The sequence below is a fragment of the Vibrio sp. T13N genome, assembly GCF_032970445.1.
GTDB classification, from domain to species: Bacteria; Pseudomonadota; Gammaproteobacteria; order Enterobacterales; family Vibrionaceae; genus Vibrio; species Vibrio diabolicus.
Genome location: NZ_JAWJYE010000009.1, coordinates 35,585 through 54,587, shown reverse-complemented (window position 1 = coordinate 54,587; position 19,003 = coordinate 35,585). Strand labels below are relative to the sequence as shown.

Sequence of the window (19,003 nt, the reverse complement as noted above, 5' to 3'; positions counted from 1 at the left end):
GGTTCATTATGCGCATTACTCCAACAGAAGAAACACCGAATACGCTGTACAAATCAACGCCAGAAAAAAAGCCCCTGGAACGAGAGGTTGAGCTTCAATCACAGTTCGAGCGTGCAATGACGGAGAAACCTAGCAAGGAAGAAGAATCTACCGTTGCGAGCAAAAAAGACACTCAGAGCAGAGACGAGAGCCTTCCGTTAAGACATGAAGCATCTCAAAGCCTAGACAAACAACCGAAACTTTCTAACCAAGAAGCCAGCACTTATAGAAATACCGCTACATTAAAAGACAAAAGTGACACTGTAACCAAAAATAATGTAGAGAAGCACGAAAGCTCTTCACTAAATCGCGAAGAAAGCCTGATTGAAAACAGTAAATTGCATGAGAAAGATAAGAAACTTGAGAGCGATCAGGCTCCAAGCTCATCCTCGATTGAGCGCGTTGGCCCCCATTCTCAAGCACAAGCTTCTCTCGACGGTTCTCTACCTAAAAAGGCCGTAGGGAAATCGCTCGCTCAAGATGCAATTAACCATGCTAACTTCACGACGAAACAAACCGAAACGACACACAATAAGCGTGCAACTCAGCGACTACAAGACACAGGCAAACTAACAGACAAAACCGATAGTCGTTCTGAAACTAAATCGCTTGAGAAAATCGAGACGAAAAGCGCAACACTGTCCGGTAAAGCGGATGACGAAAAAGCAGATCCTCAACACCTTGCGAGCGCGGCAACGCAAGGCGATGTCATTTTAAAGAGTGTCGCTTCACAGGCTCAGCCGGCCCCTGCTCGAGACGTAAACACGTTACTCCAACAATTGGTGGACAAAATCTATGTTTCGCTGCCAACCGCATCGGACAACAAAGAGGTTCGGCTGTTTCTGAGTGAAGGACAATTAAAAGGTGGCGAAATCCACATCAAGTTGGACGCACAAGGTTATAGCGTGACGATTCGACAAGAGCATGCCCTTTCCATTATTAGCCAGCAAGCTAGACAAGATCTTGCCGAACGCCTAAACCGATTTGGCGGTGAGCAGCCACTTCGTCTAGCGATCAGCGAACAGACTCAGCAGTTCGATCAACAACAGAATGAACAACAACACTCACGCCAGAAACGTAGCGTGTATGAAGAATGGCAAGCGGAGAATGACCTATGACGCCGTTAACGATACCCAAAGTCGATTCAGACAGTATTGCGCTCAGTAATCAACTTTGTGCAAAGCAATGCCATTTCCAAGGGGCTGATGGCCAGAGCGTATCGATTACTGTTTCTCAAATCCCTTCATTTGAAGGATTCCGTTTAACCACGTTGATTGGAGGGCAAACGATCCAAGTGGATTTTTGTCGTGCGCAACTCCAGAAATGGCTTGAGTCTACTCTGAATGCCACTGCATTCGAGTCACTGCCCAACTCGCTCCAGTTAGCACTTTTGAGTTCTCAGATTGAACCGCATAGTGAGGCATTCAAAGCACTATTTGGTCAGTTGCCCATTCTTAGCCAGTTACAACCGTTAGAGTCGAGCCAAGTTCAAGAACATACCTTGATGTTAACCCTCAATAAACCTAACGACTCTCTTTGTTTGTGGGTTAGCGAAGGAGCAAACGTGCTGTTGGATGCGCTACCAAACAGCGCTTCTCTTCAGGCGCGACATCTCGCTTTACCTGTGTGGTTAAGTCTTGGAAGGACCCATTTGACGTTAAGCGAATTTAATTCGCTCGAACTGGGAGATGTGATCTTTTTTGACGATTGTTATATCGCCCAACAACAAGCCATTTTTCAAGTATCTAACCAGAATCTCTGGCGCTGCCAACTGGATGACCAAATTCTTCACATTATTGAAAAAGAAACCAATATGAATGACGTAAACACTTCAGAAATGTTAACCGACCACCAGCAACTGCCCGTGGAACTCACGTTTGATATCGGCCATCAAACCATCACTCTAGAACAGCTTAATCAGCTTCAACCTGGGTACGTATTCGAGCTAAACCAACCTGTATCTAAGCCGGTAACATTGCGTGCCAACGGAAAAATCATTGGTGAGTGTGAACTGGTTAATGTTAATGAGCATTTAGGTGTGCGTGTACTGGAACTGTTTGGTGGCACCCAGGAGCCAGCATGATCCAGTTACCTGACGAGCTCAATCTCATTGTCAGTTTAGCACTGCTGGCACTGATTCCATTTATCGCGATGATGGCGACGTCGTTTGTGAAACTTGCCGTTGTATTCTCACTGCTGCGTAACGCTCTCGGTGTACAGCAAATTCCACCGAACATGGCGCTGTACGGATTGGCGATCATTTTGTCTATTTTCATCATGGCTCCCGTCGGTTTTGAAACCTACGACTACGTAAAGCAGCATGATATCTCCCTCGAAGATTCTGCAAGTGTAGAAGGCCTCATTGAAAGCGGTTTACAGCCTTATCGAGAGTTTTTGAAAAAACATATTCGGGAAACCGAAGCCATATTCTTTACCGATGCTGCGCGCACATTATGGCCTCAAAAGTACGTGGACCGTTTAGAGTCAGATAGCTTGTTGCTGTTGCTGCCAGCGTTTACGGTCAGTGAGCTTACCCGTGCTTTTGAAATTGGCTTTCTATTGTACTTACCGTTCATCGCTATCGACCTAATTGTATCGAATATCTTGCTCGCCATGGGCATGATGATGGTATCGCCAATGACGATTTCCCTCCCCTTCAAATTGTTACTCTTTGTCTTGCTTGACGGCTGGACGAAACTCACTCACGGCTTAGTGCTGAGTTACGGTTAATCACGGAGAAAGTATGCATTCTGCAGAAATCATTCATTTCACGACTCAAGCATTAACCCTAGTTTTGTACTTGTCGTTACCGCCGATTTTAGTCGCAGCGTTGGTTGGTACATTGGTGTCGCTTATTCAGGCGTTAACTCAGGTCCAAGAACAAACGTTAGGCTTTGTGGTCAAGCTTATCGCGGTCATTATTACGCTGTTCGTCACAACGCAGTGGCTAGGGGCAGAGCTCCACGCCTTCGCCTCGCTTGCCATGGATAAAATTCCTCAAATACGATGAGTTATCACGACTTACACCAGGCTTTATTTTTGTATAGCCTGACGTTACCTCGGTTAATGGCATGCTTCATCTTTTTGCCTATTTTGAGCAAGCAAATGCTAGGCGGCACCATGGTGAGAAATGGTGTGCTTTGCTCACTCGCACTGTTTATATTTCCGATGATTAATCAGCAAAGCTTGCCCGCAGAAACCGACGGTATTTGGCTGATAGTGATTTTGGGTAAAGAGGTATTAATTGGGCTATTGATCGGGTTTGTTGCTGCTATCCCCTTTTGGGCAATAGAAGCGGCCGGTTTTCTGGTCGACAACCAACGTGGTGCTGCCATGGCAAGTATGTTTAATCCAACGCTAGGCTCGCAATCGACGCCAACCGCAGTGTTGCTGACCCAAACGTTGATTACCCTGTTCTTCTCTGGCGGGGGCTTTGTCACTTTTATCTATGCGTTATTCAAAAGCTACACATCTTGGCCGATCGTGGACTTTTTCCCAACCGTTAGTGATGCATGGGTGAGCTTCTTCTACGAACAATTTGAACAGCTTATGTGGCTTGGTGTGCTGATGTCTGCCCCATTAGTGTTGGCAATGTTTCTTGCTGAGTTTGGTCTGGCTCTTATAAGTCGTTTTGCACCGCAATTGAATGTTTTTTTCCTTGCCATGCCAATAAAAAGTGCCATCGCGAGTGTTTTACTGATCGTGTATCTCGGAATAATGATGGATCACTTTGAAGTACAGTTTTACGGCATTACCCGATTCGCAGAACAACTCAATACCATTTGGCAATAACGCTTAGGATTCTTTATGAGCGCAGAAAAAACAGAGCAACCCACCGCAAAAAAGTTACGCGATGCCAGGCAGAAAGGTCAGGTAGCCAAAAGCCAAGAAATCGTATCGTCTGCATTAATTTTGGCGCTCATAATTGTACTGTTTGCGTTCGCCGATTATTACATGTCGCACATCTCAGCGCTTATTCTCCTACCAAGTAAGCTTGCTTATCAGGGCTTCCAAGATGCGCTAGTCGATGTCGCTATTGCCATCGCAAAAGAAATTGCCTATCTACTCGCCCCGATTATTCTGGTTGCTGCACTCGTCGCCATCTTTTCCAATATGGGGCAGTTCGGCTTTCTATTTAGTGGTGAATCCGTTAAACCCGACATCAAAAAGATCAATCCCGTCGAAGGTGCCAAACGCATTTTTTCGCTTAAGAGTGTGATTGAGTTTATCAAGTCGATCCTTAAAGTCTCTCTTCTTTCCTGCATTATCTGGGTGACCTTACGCGGTAACATCAACGCTTTGATGCAAATTCCAACTTGCGGGCTAGAATGTGTCCCGACCATTACTGGCGTCATGATTAAACAATTAATGATTATCTCTTCGGTAGGTTTCATCGTCATCGCTGCAGCTGATTTTGCGTACCAAAAATTTGACCACACGAAGAAACTCAAAATGAGCAAGGACGAAGTGAAACGCGAATACAAAGAAATGGAAGGCAGCCCTGAAATCAAAAGTAAACGTCGTCAGTTGCACCAAGAGCTACAAGCCTCCAATCAACGCGAAAACGTTAAACGTTCTAATGTATTGGTTACAAACCCAACACATATAGCAGTTGGTCTTTATTACAAGAAAGGCGAAACGCCCCTGCCCGTCATTACCTTGATGGAAACCGATGCGGTAGCCAAACGTATGATCGCAATCGCCAAAGAGGAAGGTGTGCCTGTGATGCAAAAAGTCCCTCTTGCTCGCGCACTATACGCGGACGGCAACGTCGACCAGTACATCCCAAGTGATCTTATTGAAGCAACCGCCGAAGTGCTTCGTTGGTTGGCATCATTGGAGTCCGATAAGACGCTGAACTAACACGATTTCGAGAGTAAAAGCTATCGTACGAAGAACGGTTATCACTTTCTATACGTAATGATATTTTTAAATGTGTCATCCTTCGCTATAGGTTTCAGCATATCGAATTCGCCTACTTTTGCTTGTCTCAATGAAGCACTTGGTTCATGAAAAGTCGTGTTTACTAACGTCAATAGTGGTACTGTACTGGACAGTTTTACTTTCATCTCTAAACCACCTAGAGCTCGGTAAGAAACCACGCCAGCCACAACAAAGGTGGATTTTTGCTTAGGTTGATTTATTTATGCGCATATCTACCGAAAAGAAACGAACTCGAATCATCAAAGTTGCCACTGACCTTTTTATAAAGCAAGGTTACAAAGACACATCACTCGATCAAATCGTCGCGATTTGTGGAGGCTCAAAGCAGACGTTATATCGCTATTTTTCGAACAAAGAAGGGTTATTTGTTGAAGTTTTAGCATACAATACCAAAACCAGCTTAGAGTCCGTCTTCCAGCTTGCCGACAAGCAATCGGAGCCTTTACAAGAAACATTGAATGACTTCGCCAAGAAGTACCTAAAAGGTGTATGCTCCAATCCTATGCTATCACTTTATCGGATCGTTTCGGCTGACTTCAACAAACATGATTCCGTACCAAATCAATTCTGGCAGACAGGGCCACATCGCATTCATCAATACCTCATCGACTTTTTAAAGAGTGAAACTGTCAGCTCACAACTCGATGTTGAAAATGCCGACCTCGCTTGTGAGCAACTACTTGCATTGATTAAGCTTGATTACCAGAACATGGCACTAATTGGCTTCGACTTTCCGACAGATGAAGAGTTAGATGAACATACGAAAAAAGCGGTCACCGCCTTCCTAAATCTATACCAAAGGTAAACTCACTGAATATAAAAGGGAGCATCAGCGCTCCCTTCTTGTTTCTATGGCTTAGTGAATCTCTCGCTTCGCCGCCAGTTTTTTACCGATTATTAAGATTGGCGCGAGAGCAAAGACCGAGATAATAAACATCAATAATGAATTACTCAGTGCGAGAGTGGTCGCCTGTTCTTTGACAACAGAACTAATTTGGCTCATTCCTAATGCCGAATTTGGCAAGTGTCCATGAGTCAGAATCGTACTGCTCAACGCATTTTTATAAGCACCAAAAGCATGATTCACATCATCTATCGTTCGGCCAATCTCTCCAGCAGCTTGTGCACTATGGCTTTGCATTACCCGTGAGAACACGGCACCAGCGATCACACCACCAATGGTACGAAAGAGGTAGAAATTGGCGATGCCTTCTAAACGCTGCCCGACCTGGAAGTACATCAAGACTGCAATGGTCACAGACACATTCAATAAGCCGACACCAAACCCACGCAACATCATCGGAACGGACAAAGATTCCGTACCAGCAAAGCTAGGTAACTGACTAAACTTATGTACCGAAAGTATAATCATCACCACACCAAACGGGACGACTGCATCCGCTAATGGCCGGCGGAAGTAATACACCAGCACACTGACTAGCATACCACCTAGCATGGCATAAAATGCCGGCAATTGGGCATATCCAGCATTAAGGTTGTTGTACTGCAACGCCATTTTCAAAAAGCTAGTAAACAACACATTGCTCGCCATAACAGCAAAACCTGCCAAAAAAGCGTTGTACATAAAAACATTAGTTTTCAACTTACTATGCAGCTGTATTGATGCTGTATTCAAAGGACTGGTTTTCACAAAGTAATACACCATTAATAAAGTCAGAGCCGCGGCAATCGAAGAGGCTTTACCAAACCTTTCCGAGTCAAACCAGTTGTAATAACTGCCTCTCATCAATAGAAATACAACGATACTTATTGTCAGGGCAAAAACTAAATAAAACCAACAGCCCGACTTGGCTTCGGCCTCGATTTGAATCGACTTAGGATTGTAGATGCATGCAATTACCAAGGCAGAGAAGTACAGCCAAGCCGACACGACACACAACAGTGACCAATCAAAGATTTCGACAATATTGGCCACTACCCAAGGGTAAGCGCCGATCGGTAGCAAGGTTGAAAATACTAGCGTTAAAGCAATAATGGCAGGTAGCCAACGCTGTTCAAAGAAGTGGAGCAAGTAAAGGTTTAATACCACCATTAACATGCTCATAAAAAAGCCACTCAAGAGCCAAGTCAGAGTGAACACCAGCTCTTGCTGTCCGCCCCAGTAAAGTACAAGATTGCTCGCTAGACCTACCAATAAAATGGCATGTAAGAGAATTAACGTACCCAATCTACGCACCAATATTGGTGTGAATATAAAACCTAATACCTGGGTAATCATAAAGCCGACTTTAACCAGAGCAACTTCATCGACAGATAAGCCTGACGTTGCCGCCATCTCATACGATAACTCGGTAAACATCACGGAGTTAATACCAAAAGCAGCAATCGCAAAAAGCGTCAAAATCAGCAGCAGTGAACGTTTTTCCATTGCAGTTAACCTTGTGCCGCGGTCTCGATCGTTACTTCTGCAGACAACCCCGGATAGACTCGTTGACTCAACTCTTGAGGGATCTCTAGCTCAATACGTACTGGTACACGTTGTACTACTTTTACGAAATTGCCTGTCGCATTTTGAGGTGGCAATAAACTAAACTGTGCACCAGTCGCCGGGGTTATCGAAGAAACACGGCCATGCAATGGATGGTTTGGAAACATATCCAATACTACTTCAACCTCTTGCCCAGGCACAACGTTCTCAAGTTGTGTTTCTTTAAAGTTTGCCTCTATCCAAACATAATCTGGCACCATCACGATGAGCCCCATTCCTGGTTGTACAAACTTGCCGACTTGCACTTGTCTATCTGCCACATAGCCATCGAGTGGTGCACGCACCGTGGTTCTTTCCAGTGAAATATTAGCTAGTCGTAAGTTTGCTTCTGCTTTTTTACGCTGTGCTGTCAGTTGCAACTTCTCAGTCATCAATGTGTCGAGCTGTTTTTGCTCAGCAGCTAAGCCCAATTTAGCGGTTTCAAGATTACTGCTTGCTTCAATAGATCGCGTTTTTTGTGCTTCAAACTGATTTTTGCTCACAGATTGCTTTTGTACCAAACGAGAAAGACGTTGAAACTCCGCCGCTTGGTGTTCGGCATTTGCACTCGCGCGGCGAATACCTTGCTTCGCCTGCTCAATTTTCATTAACTGCATATCCGTTTTGATTTGATTTGCAGTAAGCTCAGATTTCGCAACATCTAGTGCTGCTCGAGCAATTTCTTGGTTGGCAATAAAGTCTTCATCATCAATGACAAACAAAGGAGTTCCTTCTCTTACCCACTGGTTATCTTTGACAAAGATTTCGCTTACTTGCCCCCCAACCTCAGGTGAAATGGCCGTAACGTCTGAATGAACATATGCGTTATCCGTCATTACAGTATTCGGCTGGTATAAGGCACAGCCAGCAGCAAATAACGAACCAACAACAAGCGACAAGGCGATAACTTTCTTCTTCATGTTTGAAACCCATTTTATGATTTTCACAAACTGTACTGTACCGTACAGTTTTAGTAAAGACACATTTGATCATTGCCAATCAAAAAGATCAATCTCATTGATTTATCATGAACTTCTTGAGAAAAGTGTTTCGAATGAAAAGAATTAAAATCTAACCATTTGTAATGTAAACAAAAAACACATTTAAACTGAATAAGTAAAGAGAGGACTGCAACTCCCCTACCTTTAATGAAGCTTGCTCCCCAACTCGGTGCATCAGGCGCAAACATTTGACTGGCCGAAGTTTTCGAAGCTACCTCACCAATTTTCATTAGCACCTCAATCTGACACATCAACCCAACGATAAGCACAAGCTAGTAGCATTTTCTTCAAACGAATTTGACATCGCCCAATATAGTTGTGTATACAACCATATTGTTTGTTCATGTTATTTGGTGAAATTTTCCATGTCCCAATACAACCATCATCAGTCTCTCGGTCACCTTACGGGGCTTGCTAGTCGTCTGTTTAACCGATTACTCACTACCCGTTTCAAAGATGCTGGTATTGATATGACAGCAGAACAATGGGGTGTCGTGTTGCTGTTACGAAACAACGGTGCCCTTTCTCAAAGTCAGATTTGTGAACTGTTGTACTTAGAAAAATCGAGCGTCAGTCGATCAATTGATGGGCTTGAAAAGCGCGGTTGGACAGAGAGGAAACCTTCGCCAACGGATAGTCGAAGTAAGTTAGTCGTGCTAACAGAAAAATCTTTAGACACCGTTGATACATGTGCAAATATCGCTTCGCTAGTACTGCAAGAAGCCCAACAGAACCTTGCTGATGCCGACCTAGATAACAGCAAACAGCAACTTTCTAGCGTGGTAGCGAACTTACGCAAGCTTAACGGACAAATTTAACTTATCAGCGTACGTTGCGACAGAAGCTGGTTTAACAGTCAGGCTCAACCTTGGAGAAATACGATGACAAAACGCAATGCTTTAATTACAGGTGGCGCTCGCGGAATTGGTGCAGCAACAGCAAAAGCACTCGCTGCAGATGGTTACCGAGTTTTTATCAACTACGTAAATAGTGCTGCGGTCGCGGAAGCGTTAGCTCAGGAAATTCAAAACGCCGGTGGTGAGGCGTACACTTTAAAAGCTGACGTTCGTGATGACGCACAAATACAAGGGATGTTCGACAGCATAGCAAATGAACATGGTGGCGTTGATGTTCTTGTCTCAAACGCAAACATGAGCTTTACCGCTAAACCTTTCACTGAGCAGTCGTGGGAAGAGTTTTCACAAAAGCTAAATGACGAAATGCACGCTGCATATCAAACGGCAAAATTGGCGGTAGAAAACATGAAAGCCAGCCAGTTTGGTCGCTTAATTTTTATCTCTAGCACCTTATCAGAAGCTCCTGCACCAAGCTTTATTGCTCATGGTAGTGCAAAAGGTGCACTTGATAGCTTTAGTAAATACCTCGCTCAAGAACTTGGTCCTTTCGGGATTACGTCTAATGTCGTTGCTCCGGGCCTTGTAGAAACAGACGCAACAAAAGGTGCTCCCGAAGAGTTTAAAGAAACCATTCGAATGTTCACACCAACGCAGAAAATTGCCACACCTGAAGACGTAGCAAACACCGTGAGCTACTTGGCAAGTGAAAAAAGCGGACATATCACGGGCACATACAATCCAGTATGTGGCGGCGCCTACCTACCATAGTGCCATTTGTGCCTCGCACACATACAAAGGCATGTACGCATGCCTTTGTATCTTTAGGTATTGCTTTGCAACGCGCAAGCTTCCTTCATGGACGGTTTTGTCTGAAGAAAAATAGAAAGTCCTATCTATTTCTTATAATCGGTGTATAGTGAGCTCAGCTCCTAACCGTGAGCTATTGATGAAATATTTAGTTCGAGTCTCTTCTTAGTTTTCTTTCGAGTCATTTCGTTACTCAACTCCTGTAGCAACTTATTCTTTATCTTCCATTAAATAGCCTCAGTTTTGATTTAAATACGAACGAGAGTTAGCTCTCTTAGCATGGTTATCACAACGCGCTGTCTTTACATCGATAGGTTTATAAGGAATTTAACCTTATAAAAACAATCAGTAAGCGTCAAAATAAGACATAAGGCTGCATAGCCACTTCGTGTATATATCATCACTATTTAGGAATAGTCATTAGCGGTGAAATATATTAATCATCGCGATGACAATGGAATATTTAGACTTAATTTAAACCATTTTGACTTCGTTATTCCTATAAAAGTATAGGTTAATTAGATTGACCTTTAATAAACACGATCGAGAGGAATAAAAATGAGAAAAAAACGAGATAGCTTTCAAAAAAAGAATAAAAAAAGCAATTATGAAGATAAATTTGAGTTGATGGTAAAAGAATACCACAGCGCAAAAGAAGTATTAGACGCAATGCCAGAAGGTTCGGCTGACTACGACAAGCAGAAAAAGCACTGTGAATCTCTATTTGCTAATGCCGAGCGCTTTTTTAAGCGAAATCAGTAGGCCAATTTAACGCCTAGATAAACATCTGGCAAAACACCATATACGGTAAGGGAGCATCTGCTCCCTTACTTTCAATTAAACCCAACCTTCCGCTAAGTACATCAGTCGCAATTGACTTGGTGAGCCCAATTTATCTAATGCATCCAACTGAGCGTCACTCAGGTTTGGGCATTTATCAAGGTATACTCGTCCATTTTCGGCATCAAGTGGCAGTTTGTAAGTCAACTTTTCATTGATTTGACTCGCCTCACCTTTATCGATCGCTCGAACTGCAGGCATCAGCCAATCCCAATCTTCGCCCAACAGCTTTTTAAACGCACTATGAGCAGTTGCCTCAGTTTTACTTGGCGCATCTTCTGGACTTAGCTTCAAGATAGAATCAACGTCAGGGACTAAGTGTTCACCTGGCTCTGAGCCCAACATCTTTTTCAACGTTAAGCGAGCAGCTTCCATCTCTTGTGCTTCTTTAGGCGCTTGAGGTGATGTCATCGCAGTGTTCTCTTTAGGTCCAAGGTACGCCATCAATGCGCGTACAGAAGCCGGATCTTGCATGCTGAAGGTAAAGTCTCCTTTGGCATTAGAAACTTCAAGCCTTGGTAAAACACCAGACATCTCACCTTGCATGAGTTGTTCTTTTACTTCCGTATTTAATCCGTATGCTCCAGCTTGGTTCGCAACAAAACCACCTCCACTGATAATGCCAGTCGTGGCAGCCGAACCAATGGCTTCTTTTGCTATCGGCGTAACACCCGCTGTCGCTACGGAGCTCACACCAAAAGTACCCAAGCTCCCTGTCGCCATGCCCAATGTTGCTCCAACTGCACCTTCAGCTGATAACATTGCATGACCTTGAGCCAATGTTTGTTGCATCGGCATAGAGAGACGTTGGTCTCGCCCTGGAAGCTGCGAAATTTGCTCCAGCTGATGGTGGTAAGCTTCAGCATCGCCATTGACTGCCGCTTTGTGCAGCTCACGTCCTGTTGAAATTAATAGCCCTACGCCAGGCAAAGCTAGGTTGATGACTGCATTAACGCCAGAACCTTTCAGTTTTTCTTTGCCCATCTGTAACAGTTCGGCACCAAAACCATCCATTTTCCCCGGGTACTGAGCCTCTAAACTCACCTGCATACGCGGATCTTTGCTGATCGCGTCAAACGTATTTTTAAGCTGCTGGTACGTATCGCTACTCACCTTGACTTCATCCAACAAGCTGACAACTTCTAAGATTTTGCGCTCAGTAAGCGGCTCACCGCGATAACCAGAAGGGCTAACTAATGAGTAAGCTAGCAAGGCAACCTCAGGCTTTTCTTGTTTAAGTAGCGCCTGTTTCAAATCAAGGTGAGTTTTGATGTTTTCTTGGAAAAACTTAGTGTATTTACTTCTCAACACGCCTTCGTGGATAGAAGCAAACTTGTGACCTTTATGGAACGTTGAAGGTTCTTTTACCTCACCTCTTTTACTGATCACTCGGTCATCTTTTTGCGCAGCGACTGCACGAAACTGTTCTAGATCAGGTACTGGACTTTGGCTGATTTTTTGCGTTGTATTGACCATTTTTCTCTCCTACACACGAAGTGATTGAACATGAGCTTGTTCATGATTAGGGGTGGTTGGAATCGCTTGATCCAACATTGCAAAACGCGCTTGCCACAATTCAGTCTGTTCAATAACCTCATGAAACCAAGCAGTAAGATTCGTCGTGTTTAGGTGCTCAACGGGTTTACGTCCCGCTAAGACAAGCTGTCGACCATTTGGGGCTAAAGCAAGTGCAAGGCTGCCACTACCGATGCCCTGATAATTAGCATGAGCAAGAAGCTCTAAACCTTTTAGTCTTTGTTCGCCCGATTTTTCTAATCCTCCGAACGTCACGGACAACATTAAGTCATCCGTATCTGTCGCGATGAAATACAGCATGTAGCGGTCGTCGACCAGTAGCTGACAACGTTCATTGTCTTCAAAATTCAGTTCGGGTAACTCATTGAGTTGGCAAAACTCCAAGAGCAGTTGTTGAATCGTGTTCATAACTTTTTCCTTTTGTTTCAATAACTCTATTGAACAACGATTGCAGATTGAACGATGTCGGTAATGGCTTTATTTTTGTCACTTTTTCGCCTTCATTGTGAGGTTTTCCGCAGAAATCTCGCTCTAAAAACGAGTTGCCAGAGTAATCAAAAAGAGCAGCTCAGGGCTGCTCTTTTAATCAAGGTTAGATGATTAGCATTATGTGGTTTCTCACTTCTTTTGCAGAGTGACTAACCCAGTTTATGGCTATCAAAAATGACTTCTGTTGGCGGGAACATATTCGAAACAGGTGGTCGTTGCGCATCTCCAAACATTGGTGCACCGAATGCGGATGTGGCCCAAGGGTCAACAATTTTCACATCCTTACTCCATGTTGAGGGATCTTTGATATCACTCCCCTCTTGTCGACCAACCAGTACATAAAGGTGTGTACCTGAATGACCCTTTTTAAACGCAACCACTTCGACTTTAGGCTCACCTTCAGGTGTGCCTGACATGCCTTGAATCATCTCAGCAGCGGCAGCAAAGGCAAATGTAGTACAGCAGCCGGCTTTCGCGTTTTGTACTGCCTTAGCAATGTTCTGTAGAGTGCTTAATTGCGGTGCGGTTCCTCTTTGTGCTGCAGCTTGAACTCCGTTTGCAGACATAGTCGCTCGTTGATCTTGCATGATTCGCGCTTGATTCGCGTGAAGCGCTTCTAATCTAGGCTTTCCTTTGGTTTCATAAAACTGCGAACCTTTTACACCAAATGTATTTAAGTCTGTACAGGCAAAATCACCAAGCTTTTGAAGGTTAGTTTTATGTTCGTTGATCAGCGCTACACTCGATGAGGTTTTATTCGCTTTAGAAGAAGAGGCCGTTTGTGCGGCTGGCCAATGTGAGCTAGGACCAGACGACAATCTCTCAAGATTTTTCAGACTACCGAGCGTTAACTTGTTTTCACCGTTCAACACATTTTGTAGCATCAGCTTCGCAACGTCTTTAGGAATGCCCTGCTTCGTGAGCAGATTCACCACAATGTCTTTCGCTTTATTCTGGTGGCTAATACGCGCGCTGACGCTTTTGTTTTTAGGCGCCCCTTCTTTAACAAAAATATCTTTGCCATTATGCGCTCGAACCTCTTTATCGTCAGCTTGATTTTGTGTCGCCAAATGGGACGTTAACTGACTCAACGAATGCATGTGTGATGTATTAATATTGACCATGTTTGATGCCTTAAACCTGAATAAATGCGTGTACGTCTGTTTGGCTAAAATCTACGACCGTATTGTTCTGAAATAGCTGAGCCCAAGTATCCACTAGCTCATTCAGTTGAATCATTAAGTTAGCAATATTGGTGAGTTCACTCTCGGCCGCGATGGCAACCTGAAGAACCACATCTTTAGTGGTTGGATTAACGCAAAACTGCACACCGCCGGTTTCTCGATATAAGAAGTTGTATTCAAGTAAAACTTGAAGTTTGTCTAACGTAATATCCTCTTGTTCTATGTGCAGGTTTTTAGAAATCAACAACTCGCCTTTTTCCTCCACAAGCAGAACATCGACACTGTTATTTTCAGCAAAATGCAGTGACCACATTTGATCGTCATACGCTGTCACGCGCTCAAGGTTCAGCACTTCTCCCAATTCAGAGAGAAGCATATTAATCTTTCCTGTATCCATGTTGTGTCCTGTCTAATTTAATATACCTAAGTAGCCTCGAAATATCTGATGCAGCGAGACGACTTGGGTATAACGGCTTATTTAAATAAGCTCATAAGGATAAGAGCGATTTTATGGCGTGATAGACACAGGAGCTTTATTTAAACGTCTCAATTTTATTGCTATTAGCCGTTTTAGCGAGGTAGAAAAATGAAGAGTAAGTTGGATAAAGAAATAAGAAAAGAGCGGCAATCGCCGCTCTAAAATTTGAATAGAAGAGAAAGATTACTTGATACCGTGAAGGCTGTTCTCTGCGTTCATAGCTAAAGGATTGAATGAGTCGTTACGAAGTTCTGCTATCGCGTATAGCATGCGTCCCATGCGACCGTTTCCATCGGTGAACCCGTGATACCCAATGACTCCTGCAAACAAGTGTTTACCCAGATCTTTATCCGCCACTGGTTTTTCTTTCAAAAATCCTTCAATGTGCTGCTTTAGCATCCCCTCACCGCCAATACTTGAAGGCAAAGTACCACCCGAAATATTTGGCCCTCGGTAGTCACGTTCAACATCAGGTACCAATCGAGCGTGTAGCTCTTTTAAGTTGTCCATATTCAATAAGTCTTTACCATTAGACGCGTACTCTTTAAGTAAAGACGTAATGTTTTCGGCATCGTTTCCTTTAGAGTTAGAAGCATTAATGATCCACGCCGCAGCTCGTTCGACATTATCGGTGACGCCACTTTTGTTAAACGCGTCCTCTGCCAGTCCTTCAGCGTATACACCTTGGCTTAGATCGGTGCTTGCTAGACCTTCGATATGGCGTTGCGCCGATTTAAGATGCATCACCTCCATATCAAACACCGCTTGCATTTGAGTGATGCTACCTGCTGGATTTTTTTGCGCTGCAGACACACCACCGCCATAGTCTTTTACTACACGTCCAGCAAGCGACTTCGCTGCACTTTCGCCAATCAGTGATGTGAGGTTTTTACCAGAATCGGTTTCTAGCATTGATTCTGTCATTGCTCGCTCCGCTAACTGGTTTAGCTCAGCAGAGTGCGATTGGACCGTTTTGCTATCCAATTTTGCGAATGCATTTAATACATCTGATGCGGTTTTTATGTTTCCATCTTTGAAGAACATTTGTCCATGCTCAACAGAAGAAGCAGCTCGTAAACGCTGAGCTTGGCCTTGCTCATTATCAAATACGGCTTTTGTAAGGGCTTTCGCAACCGATTGTGAGCTGCCTTCGCGAAACAATTTTCCTGTCGCTTCAAAAAATCGCGCTACCGCACCATTAGTAGGATTGGTACGAGTAAATTCTTGGGTCGCTGCGTTGATTTGGTATTCTTTGCCACCAATACTCAGCTTGCCTTCGTTTAGTATCTCGTTGCGAGCTTGCGGCATGGCAGCCTGCAATGCGCTAACACTTCCAAAACTGATCATGTTTTAAACCCTTAATGTGGAAAAATGAGTAGTACTCGTTACCGGGACTTCGGTTGTTTTATTGGTTACTTTTTGCGTGTTCGCACTTTTTAGCCATTCGATGAAATTCGCTAATGATTCATCAAGAAAAGAAGCAGTTAACAGTTGCTGGTGCAGGTGTATGAAACCGATGTATCCCGTTTCTGCCTCCCAGAATACCGCTGGAGAGCCTTGCGTTAAGGCATCTTTCATATGTTGATGCAAAGTATCATCACTCGGCTTATCGCCTGAAATCAGCCCAATAAGTGTCAGGCGATCTTCTTGTGCGCGAATTGTGATTGCTGTGTTTTGGTCAATGAGTAGATGACAACAATCATCCTCATCAAAAACCAGCGACTCCAGTTGGCAGCGGCTGGCAAAATCTGTCAGTAAAGAAGTTATAAATCCATTAGCCATTCGACTAAATAATCCTATTTTTGTTGTTTTAGAGGCGCTGCTTGGTTGCAACACTTATCACCTAAGCAGCTTTCTTAGGTGTATTCTTAAGGATTTATGGCAGTGAATATTTTAGAAATGGTCGGATTTTTTTTGTTTAAAGGCATTAAAATGAAAAAACTCAGCAAGTACTGAGTTTTTTAAGATTTATTCATGAATCGTAATTTTACGCTCGCTGAGTTGCTTCACCATCGCTTGCTTTAATGCATGCAGCTGTCCATCAATACTGGCGTCGATGATCCCGACTTCAGTTTCCAGAATGCAGCCTCCATTTTTCAAGCGAGCGTCTGCTACCACGTCAACGTAACCGACTTCAGGGTAATCACTCAATACACCAGCCACCTTTTCCCTCACATCAACAACCTGCTCTGGATGGACATGTAAAATGACCTGCTTTTGGTTGCTCACCAATTGCAACGCTTCTCGAACTACACTCACCGTGGTATCGACATCATCGAAGGTATCGATGATCTTACGCACCGCTTCTAACACCACACCTGTCATTTTTTCTTCGACTTGCTGATAGTAATCATTACAACGTGCTAAGGTTTCAACCATCGTTTGCGCATTTTCAATCTTAGCTTGTGCAAGGCCATCTTGATAACCACGTTGTTTTTCAGTTTCGTAGGCTTGTTGGGCATTAGCAATTATGCTTTCAGCTTTGGAGTTCGCGGCTTCAACTAAGTGTTGCGAATCAAGATAACTGGCATAATCTTTCGCTTTCAGCACCTTTAAGCCAGGTGCCAGCTGCAAGTTGTCTGTTTTTATTTCAACAAATGAAACCATTGGGGAATAACCTGTTTTGCGATTTTTTTTGTGAGTCGATACGCCAGATCTCGCTGATCTTTTGCCAACCAGCTAGCCATTTCCGTACTCTCGCTGAGCTGCTGTTCTAGTTTGAATTGCCAACGCAGGACAATGTCTTCTGGCGAGTTAACTAAAACAAACCTTATCCAGGAGTACCCAAGCGCTTGCATTTTTGCTTCAACAGACCGCTCATCCAATGATTCTGGCAACGGATGTTGCCAACCTTGCGGCCAACTGGATAACAACATCGGCCCGTTTTGAATCAAGAACCGAGCGCCTTCCAATCCAAAGACGTTGTTCAGAACCTGTTTCGGATGTTTTAAAACAACGCCTCGCATTGCCACACAATGTAAAGCTCCGCCCACCATCAATACGAGTTGATTCAACGCATCCGCTGGGAGCAACGCCAAGCTATGGCAAGGTTTGTTAAAAGCCGTCTCTGGAACTGGAGATAACGCCCACTCATTTATGCACCATTGGTTAAACATGGGGTTATCTCTCCAACCTTCAATATTTAATAACCAAGGCTGTTTCTGTTCTATCCAACTTTTATGGATGTATTGGCAAGGCGCGTAGTTAAATTGATGTAGTACCTGCGCGAGTGGTGTTTCTGGTTTAACCACGCTTTGTGTTCCTGCGGCACCAAGTAAAAGTAGCGATATTTGAACCGATTAGTGCCGCTACCAAGAACACCAAAATGGCGATAAGATTATTCGCCGTCTCTTTGGTGACCTGAACCGACAAAATGCTTTTAAATTGATTGTTTTGAGTAGCAACTCGTACCTCTGATGAGGGTACCATCACTACGCTGATTCGATCGTAATTCAACCCCTCAATACTATTGTTCACCAATAATTTGATCTGAGGAACATACGAATCAAGCGCAATATCCGCCGCGTGTTTAATAAACACAGAGGCAGACGCAGGAGTTGGACGCTCTCCTGGACGTAGATCTTGATCTTCCAAAACAACATGAACACGTGCCACCAGCACGCCATCAATCTGAGATAAGGTTGAAGAAAGTTCTTGAGATTTCGCGTACACCAAACGTGCTCGTTCTGCTAATGGCGACGAGATCAAATCATCTTTGGGAAACACCTCTTTCAATGTAGAAAACTGCTCTCTTGGATACCCTTTTCGCTTCAGCGCGTCTACCGCGAAGGCGATTTGAGAACTGTCTACCATTAACTTGACGGTGTTGTCTTTGTCAGGTTCTTTTGTTGCAACGACACCTTCGGATAATAAGATCGACAACATCTCATTCCCCTCTTTCTGAGTTACGTTGGTGTACAGCTCGGTCTGACACCCCACCAGAAACAACGTGAGCATGATGAAAACCGCTCTCATTTTATTCATCATCACTATTGTGCCTTCAATAAGGTTTCTACATTTTGTGTGGTTTTACCCACGGTTTTCGCGATCAGCTCTTCTTGAAAAGTAATGCGCGTCAGTGCCCATTGCATTTGCAGTAATTGCGCCGGATCATCACCCACCATCTTCATGTTGTCTTGCAGGTTACTTTTCGCGTTATCGATAGTATTTTTTAACTCGCTGATGTTTTCGAGCAAACCGCCCTCCAAGCCATTATTCGCCTCGGGAACCGACATAGCTTGTTCGAAACGTTCACTTAAACCGTCCTCGACTTGTGCATCCTGCAACTTATCAATGTTGGTTTGCATCACCTCGGTGTACTGCGTGTTTATCATATGTAC

General features: G+C 43.9%; 22 protein-coding genes. 10 read left to right on the top strand and 12 right to left on the bottom strand.

All coding sequences use genetic code 11. The features are described from left to right. Nucleotides 1-8 precede the first annotated feature (8 nt). From R2S67_RS15660 to R2S67_RS15630, 7 genes are all read left to right on the top strand, one after another. Nucleotides 9-1,157: a type III secretion system needle length determinant gene (locus tag R2S67_RS15660; RefSeq protein WP_317345606.1), complete on the top strand. Its 1,149-nt coding sequence runs from the start codon at nt 9-11 to the stop codon at nt 1,155-1,157. Continuing rightward, nucleotides 1,154-2,122 carry a type III secretion system cytoplasmic ring protein SctQ gene (sctQ, locus tag R2S67_RS15655; protein WP_317345605.1) on the top strand — a complete coding sequence of 323 codons (969 nt, stop codon included), beginning with the start codon at nt 1,154-1,156 and terminating at the stop codon, nt 2,120-2,122. The genes R2S67_RS15660 and sctQ overlap by 4 nt, the downstream gene beginning before the upstream one ends. Then, complete coding sequence (vscR, locus tag R2S67_RS15650; RefSeq protein WP_005377232.1) at nt 2,119-2,769, top strand: SctR family type III secretion system export apparatus subunit VscR; 651 nt, start codon at nt 2,119-2,121, stop codon at nt 2,767-2,769. Before sctQ ends, vscR begins: the two co-directional genes overlap by 4 nt. A 13-nt stretch (nt 2,770-2,782) precedes the next feature. Next, on the top strand, nt 2,783-3,049 hold the full coding sequence (vscS, locus tag R2S67_RS15645) for a SctS family type III secretion system export apparatus subunit VscS (protein WP_005377227.1): 267 nt from the start codon (nt 2,783-2,785) through the stop codon (nt 3,047-3,049). Beyond that, entirely contained in the window at nt 3,046-3,831 is a 786-nt protein-coding gene (sctT, locus tag R2S67_RS15640) for a type III secretion system export apparatus subunit SctT (RefSeq protein WP_317345565.1), read from the top strand. The genes vscS and sctT overlap by 4 nt, the downstream gene beginning before the upstream one ends. 15 nt (nt 3,832-3,846) lie before the next feature. Then, the gene (gene vscU / locus R2S67_RS15635; RefSeq protein WP_048626449.1) at nt 3,847-4,902 is read left to right on the top strand and encodes a SctU family type III secretion system export apparatus subunit VscU; all 1,056 of its coding nucleotides are present in this window, start codon (nt 3,847-3,849) and stop codon (nt 4,900-4,902) included. Between the two features lie 283 nt (nt 4,903-5,185). Next, the gene (locus R2S67_RS15630; protein ID WP_041852950.1) at nt 5,186-5,788 is read left to right on the top strand and encodes a TetR/AcrR family transcriptional regulator; all 603 of its coding nucleotides are present in this window, start codon (nt 5,186-5,188) and stop codon (nt 5,786-5,788) included. 51 nt (nt 5,789-5,839) lie between these two features. Here R2S67_RS15630 and R2S67_RS15625 read toward each other — a convergent pair whose 3' ends face one another. Both R2S67_RS15625 and R2S67_RS15620 read right to left on the bottom strand, forming a co-directional pair. After that, nucleotides 5,840-7,372, bottom strand: a complete 1,533-nt coding sequence (locus R2S67_RS15625; RefSeq protein ID WP_317345563.1) for an MFS transporter — start codon at nt 7,370-7,372, stop codon at nt 5,840-5,842. A gap of 5 nt (nt 7,373-7,377) precedes the next feature. Next, nucleotides 7,378-8,391 (bottom strand): HlyD family secretion protein, encoded by a 1,014-nt coding sequence (locus R2S67_RS15620; RefSeq protein ID WP_317345561.1) that lies wholly within the window; start codon nt 8,389-8,391, stop codon nt 7,378-7,380. A gap of 446 nt (nt 8,392-8,837) precedes the next feature. On the opposite strand from R2S67_RS15620, the gene R2S67_RS15615 reads away from it, so the two are divergent. From R2S67_RS15615 to R2S67_RS15605, 3 genes are all read left to right on the top strand, one after another. Beyond that, nucleotides 8,838-9,290 carry a MarR family winged helix-turn-helix transcriptional regulator gene (locus R2S67_RS15615; RefSeq protein ID WP_005395130.1) on the top strand — a complete coding sequence of 151 codons (453 nt, stop codon included), beginning with the start codon at nt 8,838-8,840 and terminating at the stop codon, nt 9,288-9,290. Between the two features lie 63 nt (nt 9,291-9,353). Continuing rightward, the gene (locus R2S67_RS15610) at nt 9,354-10,097 is read left to right on the top strand and encodes an SDR family NAD(P)-dependent oxidoreductase (RefSeq protein WP_048626454.1); all 744 of its coding nucleotides are present in this window, start codon (nt 9,354-9,356) and stop codon (nt 10,095-10,097) included. 597 nt (nt 10,098-10,694) lie between these two features. After that, nucleotides 10,695-10,898 carry a hypothetical protein gene (locus R2S67_RS15605; RefSeq protein WP_005395134.1) on the top strand — a complete coding sequence of 68 codons (204 nt, stop codon included), beginning with the start codon at nt 10,695-10,697 and terminating at the stop codon, nt 10,896-10,898. 75 nt (nt 10,899-10,973) lie between these two features. Here R2S67_RS15605 and R2S67_RS15600 read toward each other — a convergent pair whose 3' ends face one another. From R2S67_RS15600 to vscI, 10 genes are all read right to left on the bottom strand, one after another. Beyond that, entirely contained in the window at nt 10,974-12,452 is a 1,479-nt protein-coding gene (locus R2S67_RS15600; RefSeq protein WP_048626456.1) for a hypothetical protein, read from the bottom strand. 9 nt (nt 12,453-12,461) lie between these two features. Further along, complete coding sequence (locus R2S67_RS15595; RefSeq protein ID WP_005395137.1) at nt 12,462-12,920, bottom strand: CesT family type III secretion system chaperone; 459 nt, start codon at nt 12,918-12,920, stop codon at nt 12,462-12,464. Between the two features lie 230 nt (nt 12,921-13,150). Then, entirely contained in the window at nt 13,151-14,125 is a 975-nt protein-coding gene (gene vopR / locus R2S67_RS15590) for a type III secretion system effector VopR (RefSeq protein ID WP_005395139.1), read from the bottom strand. 10 nt (nt 14,126-14,135) lie between these two features. After that, entirely contained in the window at nt 14,136-14,582 is a 447-nt protein-coding gene (locus R2S67_RS15585; RefSeq protein WP_031780449.1) for a type III secretion system chaperone, read from the bottom strand. A 264-nt stretch (nt 14,583-14,846) separates the two neighbouring features. Continuing rightward, nucleotides 14,847-16,010 carry a VopS family T3SS effector adenosine monophosphate-protein transferase gene (locus R2S67_RS15580; protein ID WP_053807485.1) on the bottom strand — a complete coding sequence of 388 codons (1,164 nt, stop codon included), beginning with the start codon at nt 16,008-16,010 and terminating at the stop codon, nt 14,847-14,849. 3 nt (nt 16,011-16,013) lie between these two features. After that, a complete protein-coding gene (locus tag R2S67_RS15575; RefSeq protein WP_317345558.1) occupies nt 16,014-16,499 on the bottom strand; it encodes a CesT family type III secretion system chaperone in 486 nt (161 codons plus the stop codon). A 132-nt stretch (nt 16,500-16,631) separates the two neighbouring features. Then, nucleotides 16,632-17,270, bottom strand: a complete 639-nt coding sequence (locus R2S67_RS15570; protein WP_006741524.1) for an HrpE/YscL family type III secretion apparatus protein — start codon at nt 17,268-17,270, stop codon at nt 16,632-16,634. Continuing rightward, nucleotides 17,249-17,914 (bottom strand): SctK family type III secretion system sorting platform protein VscK, encoded by a 666-nt coding sequence (vscK, locus tag R2S67_RS15565; RefSeq protein WP_301612317.1) that lies wholly within the window; start codon nt 17,912-17,914, stop codon nt 17,249-17,251. Before vscK ends, R2S67_RS15570 begins: the two co-directional genes overlap by 22 nt. Further along, nucleotides 17,907-18,653 carry a type III secretion system inner membrane ring lipoprotein SctJ gene (gene sctJ, locus R2S67_RS15560; protein ID WP_086012989.1) on the bottom strand — a complete coding sequence of 249 codons (747 nt, stop codon included), beginning with the start codon at nt 18,651-18,653 and terminating at the stop codon, nt 17,907-17,909. Before sctJ ends, vscK begins: the two co-directional genes overlap by 8 nt. Further along, complete coding sequence (gene vscI / locus R2S67_RS15555; RefSeq protein ID WP_005377202.1) at nt 18,653-18,997, bottom strand: SctI family type III secretion system inner rod subunit VscI; 345 nt, start codon at nt 18,995-18,997, stop codon at nt 18,653-18,655. Before vscI ends, sctJ begins: the two co-directional genes overlap by 1 nt. Nucleotides 18,998-19,003 lie beyond the last annotated feature (6 nt).

What these genes read in the sequence shown, in the direction of transcription:
- R2S67_RS15660 (WP_317345606.1), top strand. Translation starts at nt 9, where the DNA reads ATGCGCATTACTCCAACAGAAGAAACACCGAATACGCTGTACAAATCA.
- sctQ (WP_317345605.1), top strand. Translation starts at nt 1,154, where the DNA reads ATGACGCCGTTAACGATACCCAAAGTCGATTCAGACAGTATTGCGCTC.
- vscR (WP_005377232.1), top strand. Translation starts at nt 2,119, where the DNA reads ATGATCCAGTTACCTGACGAGCTCAATCTCATTGTCAGTTTAGCACTG.
- vscS (WP_005377227.1), top strand. Translation starts at nt 2,783, where the DNA reads ATGCATTCTGCAGAAATCATTCATTTCACGACTCAAGCATTAACCCTA.
- sctT (WP_317345565.1), top strand. Translation starts at nt 3,046, where the DNA reads ATGAGTTATCACGACTTACACCAGGCTTTATTTTTGTATAGCCTGACG.
- vscU (WP_048626449.1), top strand. Translation starts at nt 3,847, where the DNA reads ATGAGCGCAGAAAAAACAGAGCAACCCACCGCAAAAAAGTTACGCGAT.
- R2S67_RS15630 (WP_041852950.1), top strand. Translation starts at nt 5,186, where the DNA reads ATGCGCATATCTACCGAAAAGAAACGAACTCGAATCATCAAAGTTGCC.
- R2S67_RS15625 (WP_317345563.1), bottom strand. Translation starts at nt 7,372, where the DNA reads ATGGAAAAACGTTCACTGCTGCTGATTTTGACGCTTTTTGCGATTGCT.
- R2S67_RS15620 (WP_317345561.1), bottom strand. Translation starts at nt 8,391, where the DNA reads ATGAAGAAGAAAGTTATCGCCTTGTCGCTTGTTGTTGGTTCGTTATTT.
- R2S67_RS15615 (WP_005395130.1), top strand. Translation starts at nt 8,838, where the DNA reads ATGTCCCAATACAACCATCATCAGTCTCTCGGTCACCTTACGGGGCTT.
- R2S67_RS15610 (WP_048626454.1), top strand. Translation starts at nt 9,354, where the DNA reads ATGACAAAACGCAATGCTTTAATTACAGGTGGCGCTCGCGGAATTGGT.
- R2S67_RS15605 (WP_005395134.1), top strand. Translation starts at nt 10,695, where the DNA reads ATGAGAAAAAAACGAGATAGCTTTCAAAAAAAGAATAAAAAAAGCAAT.
- R2S67_RS15600 (WP_048626456.1), bottom strand. Translation starts at nt 12,452, where the DNA reads ATGGTCAATACAACGCAAAAAATCAGCCAAAGTCCAGTACCTGATCTA.
- R2S67_RS15595 (WP_005395137.1), bottom strand. Translation starts at nt 12,920, where the DNA reads ATGAACACGATTCAACAACTGCTCTTGGAGTTTTGCCAACTCAATGAG.
- vopR (WP_005395139.1), bottom strand. Translation starts at nt 14,125, where the DNA reads ATGGTCAATATTAATACATCACACATGCATTCGTTGAGTCAGTTAACG.
- R2S67_RS15585 (WP_031780449.1), bottom strand. Translation starts at nt 14,582, where the DNA reads ATGGATACAGGAAAGATTAATATGCTTCTCTCTGAATTGGGAGAAGTG.
- R2S67_RS15580 (WP_053807485.1), bottom strand. Translation starts at nt 16,010, where the DNA reads ATGATCAGTTTTGGAAGTGTTAGCGCATTGCAGGCTGCCATGCCGCAA.
- R2S67_RS15570 (WP_006741524.1), bottom strand. Translation starts at nt 17,270, where the DNA reads ATGGTTTCATTTGTTGAAATAAAAACAGACAACTTGCAGCTGGCACCT.
- vscI (WP_005377202.1), bottom strand. Translation starts at nt 18,997, where the DNA reads ATGATAAACACGCAGTACACCGAGGTGATGCAAACCAACATTGATAAG.